This window comes from Shewanella sp. SM95, from assembly GCF_025653595.1.
Taxonomy (GTDB): domain Bacteria; phylum Pseudomonadota; class Gammaproteobacteria; order Enterobacterales; family Shewanellaceae; genus Shewanella; species Shewanella oncorhynchi.
The window spans coordinates 37,460-51,842 of sequence record NZ_JAKKSE010000024.1; the positions used below are offsets into that span (position 1 = coordinate 37,460).

15 protein-coding genes are annotated in these 14,383 nt (G+C 44.8%); 5 read left to right on the forward strand and 10 right to left on the reverse strand.

Annotated elements, in window-relative coordinates; genetic code table 11:
- The first annotated feature begins 40 nt into the window (after nucleotides 1–40).
- Both rhlB and L5M29_RS19840 read left to right on the forward strand, forming a co-directional pair.
- Nucleotides 41–1,357: an ATP-dependent RNA helicase RhlB gene (gene rhlB / locus L5M29_RS19835; RefSeq protein ID WP_263169623.1), complete on the forward strand. Its 1,317-nt coding sequence runs from the start codon at nucleotides 41–43 to the stop codon at nucleotides 1,355–1,357.
- Nucleotides 1,358–2,284 (forward strand): exopolyphosphatase, encoded by a 927-nt coding sequence (locus L5M29_RS19840; RefSeq protein WP_263169625.1) that lies wholly within the window; start codon nucleotides 1,358–1,360, stop codon nucleotides 2,282–2,284.
- Between the two features lie 65 nt (nucleotides 2,285–2,349).
- Here the strand turns inward: L5M29_RS19840 and L5M29_RS19845 are convergent, their stop codons facing one another.
- The 10 genes from L5M29_RS19845 to nadC form a co-directional block, all read right to left on the reverse strand.
- Complete coding sequence (locus tag L5M29_RS19845; protein WP_006084374.1) at nucleotides 2,350–2,886, reverse strand: thioredoxin family protein; 537 nt, start codon at nucleotides 2,884–2,886, stop codon at nucleotides 2,350–2,352.
- A gap of 230 nt (nucleotides 2,887–3,116) precedes the next feature.
- On the reverse strand, nucleotides 3,117–3,509 hold the full coding sequence (mutT, locus tag L5M29_RS19850) for an 8-oxo-dGTP diphosphatase MutT (protein WP_011848011.1): 393 nt from the start codon (nucleotides 3,507–3,509) through the stop codon (nucleotides 3,117–3,119).
- A 76-nt stretch (nucleotides 3,510–3,585) separates the two neighbouring features.
- Complete coding sequence (gene yacG / locus L5M29_RS19855; RefSeq protein WP_006083355.1) at nucleotides 3,586–3,795, reverse strand: DNA gyrase inhibitor YacG; 210 nt, start codon at nucleotides 3,793–3,795, stop codon at nucleotides 3,586–3,588.
- 73 nt (nucleotides 3,796–3,868) lie between these two features.
- Nucleotides 3,869–4,603, reverse strand: coding sequence for a cell division protein ZapD (zapD, locus tag L5M29_RS19860; protein WP_173247868.1), 735 nt, complete (start codon nucleotides 4,601–4,603; stop codon nucleotides 3,869–3,871).
- Nucleotides 4,596–5,213, reverse strand: coding sequence for a dephospho-CoA kinase (coaE, locus tag L5M29_RS19865; RefSeq protein ID WP_263169628.1), 618 nt, complete (start codon nucleotides 5,211–5,213; stop codon nucleotides 4,596–4,598). The genes zapD and coaE overlap by 8 nt, the downstream gene beginning before the upstream one ends.
- Nucleotides 5,214–5,252: 39 nt before the next feature.
- Nucleotides 5,253–6,179 (reverse strand): prepilin peptidase, encoded by a 927-nt coding sequence (locus L5M29_RS19870; protein ID WP_263169629.1) that lies wholly within the window; start codon nucleotides 6,177–6,179, stop codon nucleotides 5,253–5,255.
- Between the two features lie 41 nt (nucleotides 6,180–6,220).
- Nucleotides 6,221–7,492, reverse strand: coding sequence for a type II secretion system F family protein (locus L5M29_RS19875; RefSeq protein WP_198573096.1), 1,272 nt, complete (start codon nucleotides 7,490–7,492; stop codon nucleotides 6,221–6,223).
- Nucleotides 7,493–7,629: 137 nt separating this feature from the next.
- Entirely contained in the window at nucleotides 7,630–9,342 is a 1,713-nt protein-coding gene (gene pilB / locus L5M29_RS19880; RefSeq protein ID WP_263169630.1) for a type IV-A pilus assembly ATPase PilB, read from the reverse strand.
- Between the two features lie 79 nt (nucleotides 9,343–9,421).
- Nucleotides 9,422–9,862 (reverse strand): prepilin-type N-terminal cleavage/methylation domain-containing protein, encoded by a 441-nt coding sequence (locus tag L5M29_RS19885; RefSeq protein WP_317633258.1) that lies wholly within the window; start codon nucleotides 9,860–9,862, stop codon nucleotides 9,422–9,424.
- Between the two features lie 760 nt (nucleotides 9,863–10,622).
- Nucleotides 10,623–11,504, reverse strand: a complete 882-nt coding sequence (nadC, locus tag L5M29_RS19890) for a carboxylating nicotinate-nucleotide diphosphorylase (protein ID WP_263164579.1) — start codon at nucleotides 11,502–11,504, stop codon at nucleotides 10,623–10,625.
- Nucleotides 11,505–11,762: 258 nt separating this feature from the next.
- Between nadC and ampD the strand changes: the two genes are divergently transcribed.
- The 3 genes from ampD (at nucleotide 11,763) to pdhR (ending at nucleotide 14,329) form a co-directional block, all read left to right on the forward strand.
- Nucleotides 11,763–12,311, forward strand: coding sequence for a 1,6-anhydro-N-acetylmuramyl-L-alanine amidase AmpD (gene ampD, locus L5M29_RS19895; RefSeq protein ID WP_263169631.1), 549 nt, complete (start codon nucleotides 11,763–11,765; stop codon nucleotides 12,309–12,311).
- A gap of 96 nt (nucleotides 12,312–12,407) precedes the next feature.
- Entirely contained in the window at nucleotides 12,408–13,259 is an 852-nt protein-coding gene (gene ampE, locus L5M29_RS19900; RefSeq protein WP_263169634.1) for a beta-lactamase regulator AmpE, read from the forward strand.
- A gap of 317 nt (nucleotides 13,260–13,576) precedes the next feature.
- Complete coding sequence (gene pdhR, locus L5M29_RS19905) at nucleotides 13,577–14,329, forward strand: pyruvate dehydrogenase complex transcriptional repressor PdhR (protein WP_105250401.1); 753 nt, start codon at nucleotides 13,577–13,579, stop codon at nucleotides 14,327–14,329.
- Nucleotides 14,330–14,383 lie beyond the last annotated feature (54 nt).

Below are 14,383 nucleotides of genomic sequence, written 5' to 3' on the forward strand. Positions count from 1 at the left end.
TCGAGTATCTTATTGCAACCTCAACAGGTAAGCTTGCGCTATGAGCGAAACACATCTATCTACCCAAAGGTTTGCCGACCTACCTCTACATCCTGAGGTTAAACAGGCCCTTGCCGAGAACAGCTTCGAATTTTGTACGCCGATCCAGGCGTTATCACTGCCTGTATTACTCCAATCAAAAGATATCGCAGGCCAAGCACAAACGGGCACTGGTAAGACAATGGCCTTTTTGGTCGCCACGTTTAATCATTTATTATCGACTCCCATACCCGAAGGTCGACTGATTAATCAGCCCCGCGCCATCATTATGGCCCCGACTCGCGAACTGGCGATTCAGATTGCCAAAGATGCGATTTTACTCGCCAAGCACACACACTTAAAGGTGGGTATTGTTTATGGCGGTGAAAGTTATGATGTGCAGCGTAAAGTATTAGATCAAGGTGTTGATATCTTGATTGGTACAACGGGTCGAATTATCGACTACGTTCGCCAAGGTATTATTGGCTTGAATTCAATTCAGGCTGTGGTACTTGATGAAGCCGATCGTATGTTTGATCTTGGTTTTATTAAAGATATTCGCTTCTTATTTAGACGTATGCCTGAGGCAAATCAACGTCTTAATATGTTATTTTCGGCAACCTTGTCCATGAAAGTACAAGAGCTGGCTTATGATCATATGAATGAGCCCGTTAAAGTCGAAATCGCCCCCGAAGAAAAAACCTCCAAAAACATCAAAGAAGAAATCTTCTATCCTTCCCAAGAAGAGAAGATGCGTTTGCTGTTGACCTTGATTGAAGAAGATTGGCCAGAAAAAGCCATCGTTTTCTCCAACACTAAGCACAGTTGTGAAACGCTTTGGTCTTGGCTTGAAGGTGATGGACATCGTGTGGGTTTATTAACGGGTGATGTGCCACAGAAAAAGCGTATTCGTATCCTTGAGCAATTTACCAGTGGCCAGCTAGATATATTGGTTGCTACTGATGTTGCGGCTCGTGGTTTACATATTTCTGACGTTTCACACGTGTATAACTATGATTTACCTGATGATTGTGAAGACTATGTGCACCGAATCGGTCGTACGGGTCGTGCGGGTAACAAAGGCATGTCGATAAGCTTTGCCTGTGAAGAGTACGCATTGAACTTGCCTGCAATCGAAAGCTACATCAATCATTCGATTCCAGTAAGTAACTACGACAGTGAAGCTTTACTGGCCGATATTCCTACGCCAGCGAAGATCCACCGTAAACACCCTAGCGGCACTCGAAACTTGCGTGATCGTTCAGGGGCAAGCCGTCCTGGTGCTCAACGCAGTGGTGCTCGCCCTCCTCGTCATGATAGGACACGTAGACATTCGTAAATGCCAACACCCGCTTATGTCGCTATAACATTAGGCTCAAATAGTTTTAATATGCTGATCGCCAAAACGCGTGGTGGTCAGCCGCATATTATTGCGAAATATAAACGCAAGGTGAGGCTCGCCGAAGGCATAGGCAACGATGGCAAATTAAGCCCCGATGTCATGCAGCGCGGCCTCGACTGTTTGAGTATGTTTGCCCAGATGTTGGTGCAACATAAGATTGAAGCAAACCATGTTGCTGTGATTGCAACTGCAACTCTTCGCAGTATTAGCAATGCTGATGAGTTTAATCAGCGTGCATTGCCACTCCTTGGTCATCCAATTGAAATCATCTCAGGCATGCGTGAAGCTGAGCTTATCTATCAAGGCATGGTGGCAACCACCTGTGGTCAAGGGCGCCGTTTAGTGATAGATATCGGCGGGGCGAGTACTGAGTTTATTATCGGTGATGGGCATCAAGTGTTGTTCAAAACCAGTTTGCCATTTGGTAGCGTGACTTATAATCGCCAATTTTTTAGTAGCTTACCGCTGCAGCAGTTAGATTTTGATGATGCTAAGCAGCAAGTGCTAACCGCATTAGCTGAGCATAGACAAACCCTACGGGATCTCGGTTGGCATTGTGTTGTTGGTGCCTCTGGCGCGGTGCAATCTGTGGTTGAAGTACTGCTTCACCGTGGCTTATCTGAGACGATAACGCTCGATGTGCTCACTCAGTTGAAGGCTGAAATTCTCGCACAAGAAGACATTGGCTTAACGGGGATCGCTGGGCTTTGTAGCGAGCGGGCACCGACTTTTGCAGCGGGTGTCGCTATTTTATTGGCTTTGTTTGAGTTGCTGGGGATAGAGCATTTAGCCTTATCTGGCGGCGCATTACGTGAAGGTGTTTTAGTGATGCTCGCGCAGCGAATTATTGACGAAGCGAGCTAAGCTTTCTCTGAATGGATAAAAAACCAAAGGCCGCTATGCGGCCTTTATTGTGTGTACTGCGTCGCTTATTTCAATAAATCGGCGAGATCTTTCTCTAAAGAAACGGTTGGGCGCTCTACGATACGGCCAACTTCTTTACCTTGCTGTAGCACAATAAAGGTTGGAATACGGGTAAAGTCGTATTTGGCCGCTAAGCCTTCGGGATCTTTCTTCGTCCGGTCGACACCAATATAGGTCACTTTGATATTGGGATTGGCGACTTCTTCCATAATACGGATAAAGCGCGGTGTTTCACGGTGACAATCTGGACACCAAGTACCAATGATCACAATAATTTCAGTTGGTTCGGTGACGCTTTTAAGCGGAGTGATTGCCGCAGTATCGACCTGGTAGCTTTTATACCCTTCGGCAAACTCATTGAGATCTGTGACTAAATGTTGTGCTTCGACTATGCCAGTTAAAATCACTTCTTGTTTCTCCTCGCTGCAGGTCGCAATTAAGCCCTGTTGTTGTTCTTCAAATCCACAGCCACCATTGGCTAGTACCTGACAACTAAAAAATAAGGCAGTAGTGGCTAGGAATGCTTTAACGTTATTGTGCATGATGTGCCCTTAAAATCGAAGAGAAAGAATGAAGCTTGATTCAAACATTATTCTCGATGCGATTAAAGCGGATCATTGGTTTGCTGCAAGCTAGATCACGCATTGCTAATATCTATAAGCTTAACGATCACAGGATTGCATGGTTTGCGGAGTTAAGGCATTGAAAAAGCACATCCCCGAACCGCGATTCGGGGATAGAGCGTATTGAAATAATAAGTTACATGGCTCGATTACTGAGCGAGAATTTTTTCTAGAATAGGCTTGTTAGCGTCAGGGAAGTCGTAATTGATTAAGTCGGTTTTAGTGACCCAAGCGATAAGCTGACCTTCGAGGCCTTGGGCAGTGCCGTTAAACTCAGTGACCGAATGGATATCGAGTAGCACTTGTTTATCGGGATAATCGAAACTCAGCGCCATAAATGGCTGACTATCGGTGACATCGAGCGCGACTTCCTCTTTGAGTTCGCGGATCAGCGCTTGAGTGACCGTTTCGCCCGCCTCAACTTTGCCGCCAGGAAATTCCCATTTCCCACCTTGATGTAAATGGTCTGGGCGTTTTGCCAACAGAATTTCACCGGCCGAGTTAGTAATAATGCCGACGGCGACATGGATGCGTTTAGTCATAATATTTATCTATTGAGTAGAGAGTTGGGCAAATTAATCGCTGTGATGGCGTAAGCTGAGCTGTTAGCGCTTCGCATTATTCTTTAAAAAAATCGCCTTCATCGAGATCAAATTCATCAAATGCTTCTGGATCAAACTCGGCTTTGACTGGGATGACGTGTTTTTCTGACGCCCAATCACCGAGGTCGATCAACTTACAGCGCTCGCTGCAAAAAGGTTTAAATGCAGATTGTGGCACCCACTCGACAGGGGCTTTGCAGATAGGGCAGTTAACGGTCAATGGCATAATTGTTCTCTTGGTTAACGGCGATAAAGCGGCCGCCAATACGAATGTCTTTCAGGCCATTAGTGTAAAGGCTTCATGCACAGGTAGCCAGTAAGAAATCAATTGAACGGTCGGAGTGGCGTTGTTGTTCAAACTGCACAAAATGGATAGCGAAACGGTTTTTATGGCCGCTAATCGTAGGATAACACCCGTGGGATGCATCGACTTTAACCCTTACCAAAGCAAGTGCTTGGGCACTGTCACCTTGATAAAAGCCAGCATGGGCAACGGCATTGTCGTAATGGGCTGTACTGCGGGTGAGTTGAAGTAGTAACGTGATCGGGGTAAGTAAAGGTTCGAAATGCGCTATCCAAGAGCGATAATCGTGCTGTTTTTCTTCCCAAGGTTTAGATAGCCAATAATGCAGTTGTGGTAGGTCGAAGTTACAGCAAGCACCTGGCATGCCAAAGCGTTGTCTTAGTGCGGAAATAAATTTGTCTTGTTTTAATTGGCTGCCGAAGCGTTCAGGCTTTTGTAACGGTTCGCGGGCTTGGGTGAGGGCGTTGATATAGATATTGATTTGCTGGTGGTCGACGTGATCTAATTCTTGCCATTTGTTCAGTTGCAGCAAGTGCCGCTCAATATCTTTTAATACTTCATTGCGATAATCGCAGCGTTCAGACAATTCACAGAGGGAAAACAGCGGATAAAAACATCTATGTTGGTGGTCATTGCTTAGGTTACTTTGCAGCTGTTTATCGAGGTATTCGAGCCGCAAGTAGCTGCGAATTTTCTCGTTTAGGGGCTGTTCGTAAACTAATTCAGTCATGGGCGTTATGAGTACCAGATAGTTGTAAATAGCGTTGGTGCAATGCTAGCACCTCTCGTTTTAAGGTTGATATCTCTCCCTGATTATCAATAATGTCGTCGGCTCGGGCGAGTTTTTCGCTGCGGCTCAATTGGCTGTTAATGATGTTATTTACTTGAGATGCATCAACATTGTCCCTTTTTATGGTGCGGCTGATTTGCAACTCAGGCGAAATATCCACCACTAAAGTCCGATTGACTAACCTATCTAACCCGTTCTCAAATAGCAAGGGCACGACCATAATTACATAGGTCGAGGTTGCTTTTTCTACCTGCGCTAGCATTTCTTGGCGGATCATGGGGTGCAATAGCTGGTTTAACCATTCACGTTCTTCAGGGTGGCTAAATATCCGTTGCCGCAGTTTGGCGCGATCGAGTTCATCCTCAGGTGTTAATATCTCAGGCCCAAAATGGTTAACGATGGCCTCAAGTCCTTTTGAACCCTGAGCGACAACGTCGCGGGCAACGATATCGGCGTCGACTAAGGTAATGCCTTCTGCGGCGAATAAATTGGCAACAGTCGTTTTACCGCTACCAATGCCACCAGTAAGGCCAACGATAAACTTTGACATAACATACTCCGGATAACTCAGTGCTTAGTTTGCGAGCTTTTACAGTGTTGATAGATACCAATCAACAATCTGTTGTCCAAATAGCAAAGCTATCCAGCCTGCGGCAGAAATATAAGGCCCAAATGGGATGGGATTACCTTGTTTGAGGCGTTTACTGACAATCATGGCGATGCCAACCACTGCGCCAACGAGGGACGAAAGTAAAATCACCAGCGGCAGCATTTGCCAGCCGAGCCAAGCACCGAAAACGGCGAGCAGTTTAAAGTCCCCATAGCCCATGCCTTCCTTGCCTGTGAGGATCTTAAATAGCCAAAAAATGGACCACAAGCTTAAATAGCCAGCTGCCGCACCGATAATGGCATCGGTTGGACTCGCAAAGGTATGATTTAGATTGATGATCAAGCCGAGCCAAAGTAACGGTAACGTCATTTGGTCGGGGAGCAGCATCTCATCAAGATCGATACCAGTAAGTGCGACAAGTACAAATGTCAGTATGCTCGCAAAGAAAAATTGCCAGCTTGGACCAAAGTGCCACGCTAAAGTCGCAACAAGTAGTCCTGTGATGAATTCAATTATTGGGTAGCGGGCGGAAATGGGGGCGTGACAGGCGGCGCATTTTCCCTTGAGCATTAACCAGCCGAATACAGGTAAATTATGCCAAGGTTTAATCGCCGTTTTGCACTTAGGGCAAGCAGAGCCCGGCACCACAATATTATATTTTTCGGGGAAGCTATCTATAGGTTTATTGAGTTTATCAATACCGATTTGTGTGACTATCTCAGCGTGGTACTCCTGTAAATACTGATTACATTCTTGCTGCCATTCCCGCTTCATCATCACAGGAAATCTGTGGATCACCACATTTAAAAAACTGCCTATGGTAGCGGCAAAAATAAAGCTTAGCGTAATAAAGAGCCAAGGACTCTGATCAAAAGAGTGGCCCAAAAGAGAGATAAATTCAGTCATTCAATTTCTTATATATTATTTGTGGAAGTGAGGCGTAATAACTAGCCGCCAACAATATTACCCATCTGGAAGATAGGTAAATACATGGCAACAATCAAACCACCCACAACAGTACCGATAACCACCATCATAATAGGTTCTATCAGGCTTGATAAGCCATCAACTGCATCGTCGACCTGCATTTCATAGATGGTTGAGACTTTATTGAGCATGTTATCTAATGAGCCGGATTCTTCACCTATCATTACCATTTGCACTAACATATCAGGGAACAGCCCAGTGGTTTGCATCGCGACATTCATCTGCATTCCCGCCATCACCTCTTGGCGAATCTTTAAAATGGCTTTGCGATAGACCGCATTACCCGATGCGCCAGCGGCGGACTCTAAGCCATCAATTAACGGCACACCTGCGGCAAAGGTGGTCGCTAAGGTGCGGGCGAAACGTGCCATGGCGCCTTTGTGTAAAATCGGTCCAATGGCTGGGATTTTAAGCACGGCTTCATCGACTCTATCCCGTAAAATTTGCGAGTTTCGGTGCGCCCGTACAAATAAAAATACACCGCCGACAATGGCAGCTAAAAAGATATACCAAGAAGATTGTAAGCCGCGGGAAATATGCAGTACCAGTTGCGTAAAGGCGGGCAGTTCTGCACCAAAGCCTTTAAAAATATCTTCAAACTGTGGCACCACAAAAAGAAGTAACAAAACCGTAACTAAAATAGCGACAATTACAACTGCAGCAGGATAAAACATGGCCTTCTTAATTTTTGATTTGAGCGCTTCCGTTTTTTCTCTGTAGGTTGCGACTCGATCGAAAACCAAATCGAGTGAACCTGAATGCTCACCCGCGGCGACTAAGTCAACATATAGTTCGTCGAAGTAACGTCTATGGGGGCGCATAGCATCGGATAAGGGAATACCCGATTGAATTTCGGTTAAAATAGTACCCAGTAATTCCCGCATTTTAGCTTTTTCATGGCCACGGCCGAGTAGTTCAAATGTCGTTACCAAAGGAACGCCTGCCGCCAACATAGTCGCGACTTGACGGGTCATCATTGCTATATCCATAGGGGTGATATTGGCTTCACCTAACTTAAATAGCGGAGAGGACTGCTTACGAACGCTCTTAGGGTTTACTCCTTGTGATTTAAGCTGGCTACGGATTTCGGCTGCGGTTGCACCTCTAAGCTCACCTGCCGTTTTTTTGCCGTCGCGGTTAACGCCTTTCCATTCAAAGGTATAGATTTTGGGCTGGCTTTTTTGCTCGGCTTTTTTAGTTCGAGACTTTCTTGTTGTCGTTGCCGTAGCCATAAATTATCCCTGTAAATAAATCGTTCTAGATTTCTAGTTAACTGAACGCTGTGCTTGCGAAATAGTTTGGACTCTAAGATTCAAATATACGAGTAGTAATACGGTATTGCCTAAATTTTAGATATAAAAGATTGGATTTAGCCAAAACTGGTTACGCGATTGACTTCTGCAATACTAGTTACGCCGTGAATCACTTTCAATAATCCAGATTGACGTAAATCACGCATCCCTTGCGCTTTAGCTTGGGAGGCGATTTGTAAGGAGTTACCGCCTTCCATGATAGTACGCGCTATTTCATCGGACATCTTCATCACTTCGTAAATACCAACCCTGCCTTTGTAGCCTGCAGAGCAATGTTCACAGCCTACAGGTTTAAAGGTAGTAAAGCCGTGGGTAATTTGTGTTTGAGAAAAACCTAAACGTAATAGTTCATGCTCAGGGATGATTTCAGCTTGCTTACATTCGGGGCAAAGTCGACGCGCCAAACGCTGGGCAATAATCAGGTTAACTGAGCTGGCGATGTTATAACCTGGCACGCCCATATTGATTAAACGGGTCAAGGTTTCGGCGGCCGAGTTCGTGTGTAAGGTCGATAATACTAAGTGGCCAGTTTGTGCGGCTTTAATGGCAATTTCGGCGGTTTCAAGGTCGCGAATTTCACCCACCATCACTACATCGGGGTCTTGGCGCAGGAATGAGCGTAAAGCTGAGGCGAAAGTGAGACCAGCTTTTAAATTAATGTGGACTTGGTTTACACCCTCAAGGTTTATTTCTACCGGATCTTCGGCAGTTGATATATTGCGCTCTTCAGTATTGAGAATATTTAACCCTGTATAGAGGGAGACGGTTTTTCCTGAGCCTGTTGGGCCGGTCACTAAAATCATCCCTTGGGGTTTTGCTAACATCTCAAGGTAAAGTTTTTCTTGGTCGGGCTCGTAGCCGAGCTTTTCAATGCCCAATTGTGCGGAGGAAGAATCCAAGATCCGCATTACAATTTTTTCGCCCCATAAGGTCGGTAGAGTGCTGACCCGAAAGTCGATGGACTTAGTGCGGGAAAGTTTCATCTTGATTCGGCCGTCTTGCGGCACGCGGCGTTCGGCAATATCAAGTTTCGACATTACTTTTAGGCGCGCTGATAAACGACCTGCAAGGCTTATAGGGGGTTCAGAGACTTCGTGTAAAATACCGTCGATGCGAAAACGAATGCGGTAGCGCTTCTCATAGGGTTCAAAGTGTAAATCCGAGGCTCCTTTACGAATGGCATCGGTTAGAATTTTATTGATATAGATAACAATAGGCGCATCGTCACTGGCTTCACCTGCCGGTTCATCGCTTCGCTTATCTGTATCTGCTATTTCTATGGCGCTTAGTGCCGCTTCATCCATGCCGCCTAAATCTAGGCCGCTAATATCTACTTCGAGAATTTTCTCCAGTGCTTTGGCTAGTTTATCTTCTTCAACTAGAATCGCTTCAGCGTGCAAGCCCGCACTGAATTGAAAGTCCTCAAGAGCGGCAATATTAGTCGGATCTGATGTGCCTATATAGAGGCGATTTCCCCGTTTAAATAGTGGTAAGCAGCGGTGTTTTTCAATCAGTTTTTTATTGAGAAAATCTTCTGGTATGGATGCAAGATCAAACTCATTGAGATCGAGTAGTGGAGTTCCGTACTCTTCGTAGCAAAGCTCTGCTATTGCACGGGCAGAGACAAGCTTGCTTTGAACTAAAGTGCTAACAAGGGCATGTTTATTCTGACGGGATTTTGTGATGGCATTAGCCATCTGCTCTTCATTTAGCAGGCCCTTACGAATAAACAGGGTAGATAAACCTAAATGCAAGCCTGTAGTGGGCATTCCGAATTTTTTCTCGAGGTATAATTTAAATTGAAAGAGGCTAATATCTAGCCTCTAATATTTTGATAATTTATTTAAATTAAGCTGCTGGTAGTCCTGCCCCCTTCTTACATAAAGCTAAGTCATCAGTTGCCGCAGATGCCCCAGCCGCCATAGCAAATCCAACCCCACCAGTAGCATCAAAAGTTGCAGTGAGGACACATTTACTTTCAGTCCATATTAAAGTAATACCATTATTTACTGTAACATCACCGATATCAGTAAATTTTGCGTTCTGATTTACTTCAGCTTTGAGTGTTGTGCAACCTATATCTGTTTGAATGCAAGCCTGTATTTTTTGCGCAAAAGCCGTTACGCCTTTCATCGCAGCGCTTCCTTGGGCTGAAGTCACATAATCTTTATAAGCGGGCAGTGCAATCGCAGCCAAAATACCGATAATGGCTACTACAATCATTAACTCGATCAGAGTAAAACCCTGAGCTTTTTTATTTAATGCTTTGTTTAAATTCATGGCCTTCATTTTTCTCTCCAGCTAACTATTTAGTGACTTACTGTGGTTGAATAGAGTGTTTAACCTAACCGCTGTTTTACTCTATAAATTGTTTTATCTCATCAAACTTTATTACTCATTTATGTCAATAAAATCATTTATATGATCTATGTAACATTAACAGTACACCGATGATCTTGAATGACCCATGTGTAATGACTCATGCTGATTTATCCAAGCCTGCTTTACTAAATTAGCGCTAAATTAGCACTAAGTTAATGCTGGGTTAGCGCTTGTTTGAATAAATTGTTTCGGCAACCGCACCTTAGGCTAACGTTTTCAAAAATATGCCTCTCAAAAAACGTGAACTAGGCAATTTTAAAAAGAATCCCAGTGCTGACCTTAGGTGAGGTTGACCAAACGGCCATCTCGCCTTGGTAAAAGTTAGTACAAAGTTAGGTAAAAGGAAACAAAAATTAAGTATAAAGTACTAATAAAGTGTTGTTTTTGTATAAAAGGCTAACTTATCGACATGTTAGGTTATAACAACTTTTTGACAATATCAGTTTAGCTGGCGTGTCTCTCTATGTCGTCAAATTGGTGACATGAAATGGTGGCGGGTTGGGTGCTTCGTGAGGGTGAATGCTGAGTATGATAGTGCAGGCGTGATTTTGCATTTGGTTTGCAGGAGCCCTACAAAACAAATGCACTTCGCCTTAATATTTTATGAGTGGAATGTGCTTACGGTACTTTGCGAGAACATTCCACTGCCATTTAACATCTAGCGGTTTTAAGCTTTTAATCTGAGTGATAAATCTAAGGCGCGAACATGCTTAGTGAGTGCGCCAACTGAGATATAGTCCACCCCTGTTTTGGCAAATTCGGCTAAGGTATCTAAGGTTACATTGCCAGAGACTTCAAGCTTAGCGCCGGCGCCTTTAGCTAGGTACTGGTTATTCATCTCTACGGCTTCGACCATCTTAGTGATGTCGAAGTTATCTAACATTATGATATCTGTGCCAGAGTCGAGTGCTAAGGCGAGCTCTTCGAGTGACTCCACTTCGACTTCAACGGGTTTATTCGGGTACAAGCTGCGGGCGGTATCTACGGCTTGGCGAATACCGCCACAGGCCATAATGTGGTTTTCTTTAATCAAAAAAGCATCATATAAACCAATACGATGGTTTTTTCCGCCACCGCAGGTGACGGCATATTTTTGTGCCGTGCGTAGGCCTGGAATTGTCTTGCGAGTATCTAACAAACGAGTGTGAGTCCCCGCCAGTTTATCGACATAATGTTTGGTTAAGGTGGCAACACCAGAAAGTGTTTGGATAAAGTTCATTGCCGTGCGTTCGCCAGTGAGAATAGCGCGCGCAGGACCTGATAATTCACATAATAGCTGGTTGGGTAATACTAGATCGCCATCATCCACATGCCAATGCAGTGCGACTTCACCACCGAGTTGGTTAAAAACCTGCTCTGCCCATGCTTTACCACAAAAAACGCCTTCTTCACGGGTGATTAAAGTGGCTTCAGCGTACTTATCGGCGGGGATCAACATTGCTGTGATGTCGCCATAAGCGATGGCTTTGGTTTGATCGTTGATTTCGGTGCCACCTAAGTCTTCACTGAGGGCTGATTTTACTGATTGGCGGATATCGTTTTCTAACATAAGCGGAGTCCTTGCATTACGGCCTACTTGCATTTTAGGTTAAGATTACCACGGCCTTAGGTCTCACGGAACAGGTTGGAAGATTGAGCAAAAGGAGTAAGCTGCAGCCTTATTTAAATTGATAGTGGATGGTTTGCTCCATGATCTCAATGTTAAAAGATAGCTCAGTCAGTAAGTTCCGTGCGCAGGGTTTCTTCTTTGCTTGGAGGAATACTGTTAGAGTAAGCAGTAATATGTGGCATAGAGGATAAGCTCATAATGCGGTTTGATTCGGGTTGGTGTGATAGTGCGAGGCGTTGTGAGTCGCCACATTTTAATCAACGTCCCTTGAATGAAGTGAGTTTGTTAGTGATCCACAATATTAGTCTGCCCGCAGGCTGCTTTGGATTACCTTACATTGATCAATTATTTCAAGGGTGTTTAGATACTAATGCCGATTCCAGCTTTGCACCGTTGCAGGGGTTGCAAGTGTCGGCGCACTTTTTGATCCGCCGCCATGGCGAGCGTGTCCAATATGTAAGCTGTAATGACAGGGCTTGGCATGCTGGGGTGTCTCGTTATGGCGAGAGAGAGAATTGTAATGATTTTTCCATTGGTATTGAACTGGAAGGCACAGATACTGAGTCTTACACTCCTAGGCAATATCAGTCACTTATCGAGTTAACACAAGCCCTACTGGTAGAATATCCATTGCTGAGTATTGAACGGATTGTGGGTCATTGTGATATTGCGCCAATGCGGAAAACGGACCCCGGGCAAAGTTTTGATTGGGAAGGATATTTAGGCAAGTTAAAGGAATATACTTAGGCGTTGCGCTCTTAGTTAATCACTTAACTTTTTGGATTTTAGACGTATTTCATATAAACCTAGACTATTTATGGACAAATTATAGAGGTACAGCCCATGGCATTATTTTCACTCTTGGTCGCCATTTTAGTGGAGCGACTTAAATTTCTTCCTTCATCATGGCAATTTGATCGTTTACTGCAATCTTATCAGACAACATTTTTTGGTGATAAAGCGTCACTGACAAGCGTGATGATGGCGTTGGCGTTAGTGCTGCCAGCCTTGTTGGTATATGTTTTATCTTGGTTAGTGGCGGGAATGTTTTGGGGCTTATTAAGTTTAGCCCTATGGATTGTTGTGGCAGTGGTTTGTTTTAACCATCAGAAACAGCGTGATATTTTCAAAAAATATATGCAAGCGGCTTGTCGCTCAGATGTCCAAGCTTGTTACCATTATGCCGCCGAACTCGATTGTAGTGAGTGTTTAGATGCTGTATCCGAGAAAGACCTTGGTGCCAAAGTGGGTCAAAGTGTTGCTTGGATTAACTATCGTTATTATGGTGCCGTGGCGTTGTTTTTCATTTTTTTAGGTCCAGTCGGTGCTGTACTGTATTGCACTGTACGTTTTTATGCCGAAGAGAATGCCCGTAAATCCCTAGAGCTACCCTTAGTCAACGAAGTGATTACGCTACTGGATTGGTTACCGAGCCGGATTTTCGCCTTTGGTTATGCCTTAAGTGGTCAATTTAGTGAAGGTTTAGCGGCGTGGCGCCGTAATGGGTTGACCTTAAATGCGACCGCTCGCACTGTGGTTGCTGAAACGGCATTAGCGGCACAACCTTTACCAGAGGTCGCAAGTGCACCTATATGTGTACAATCAACCTTAGCATTATTAGTGCTCAGTAAACGTAACTTTACACTTATTGTTGCAATACTTTCATTACTGACCATTTTTGGATTGGTGAGTTAAAAGAAGGATGCTTCGTAGCTAGAATCGAGAACGCTTCGCTGCTAGGGCGTCGCAGTGCTCCTTCTAGTCTAGAATCTAGAGCCTAGGATCTATCCGCTGCGCTTTTGGCAGCGCCTAGTGGGGCGCAGTCCGTGCTTTTGTCAAATGGTCTGACCCCATAAACATTTTTTTCCGCTATGCTCTCTCTTCGTGGGTGCTTTTGATCGAGATCGCTTTTAAGGAGTGATCTTCAATCTGGACATCAAAACGCTGATTTGATAAAGTGCGCTCACTCAAAAAAATTGGTAAGACCAATTTACAACGGAGCTGAGCGCCTGATGGCCTATAGTAAAATTAATCAGCCAAAAATTTCTGACGTGATCATGGCGCAATTAGAGCAAATGATCTTAGAGGGTAGTTTACAGCCCGGTCAGAAGTTACCGCCTGAACGCGAACTGGCGATCCAGTTTGAAGTGTCTCGACCTTCTTTGCGTGAAGCTATTCAAAAGCTTGAGGCAAAAGGACTGTTAATGCGCCGCCAAGGCGGTGGTACTTATGTCAAAGAACAACTCTGGCAGACCCTTGCCGATCCTATTGTTGAACTGATGAATTCAGATCCAGAGAGTCAGTACGACTTACTGGAGTTCCGCCATGCCACCGAAGGCATGATGGCCTATTTTGCGGCCCTGCGTGGTACCGACGCCGATATGCAAAATATCAAGCGTATGATTCTCGAGGTGGAAGCCGCCACCGATATCGAACAAAAAGCTGCTGCGATTGTGCGTTTTTATCGTGCTGTGGCGGAAGCGTCACATAACGTGGCTATGTTACACCTCGTTCTTAGTTTAACCCCTGTGCTGCATCAAAATGTGGCGCAAAACCTGGAGCTTTTAAGCCGCCGCGAAGAAGCTTCTACTATGGCTAACGATCACAGACGGGCCTTGCTCGCTGCCATCGTTCGTCGTGATCCCGACGCCGCCAGAGAAGCCTCGAATGAACACTTAAGTTACATCGAAGAGGTGATGTTATCTGTGCGGGAAGAAGATAGCCGGTTGCAGCGAAGCTTGCGCCGTTTAAAGAGTGGCGCTTAAGTTCTGTGATTTAGCTGCCAGCTAAATCGGAATATGCCGCAAACACCATTCATT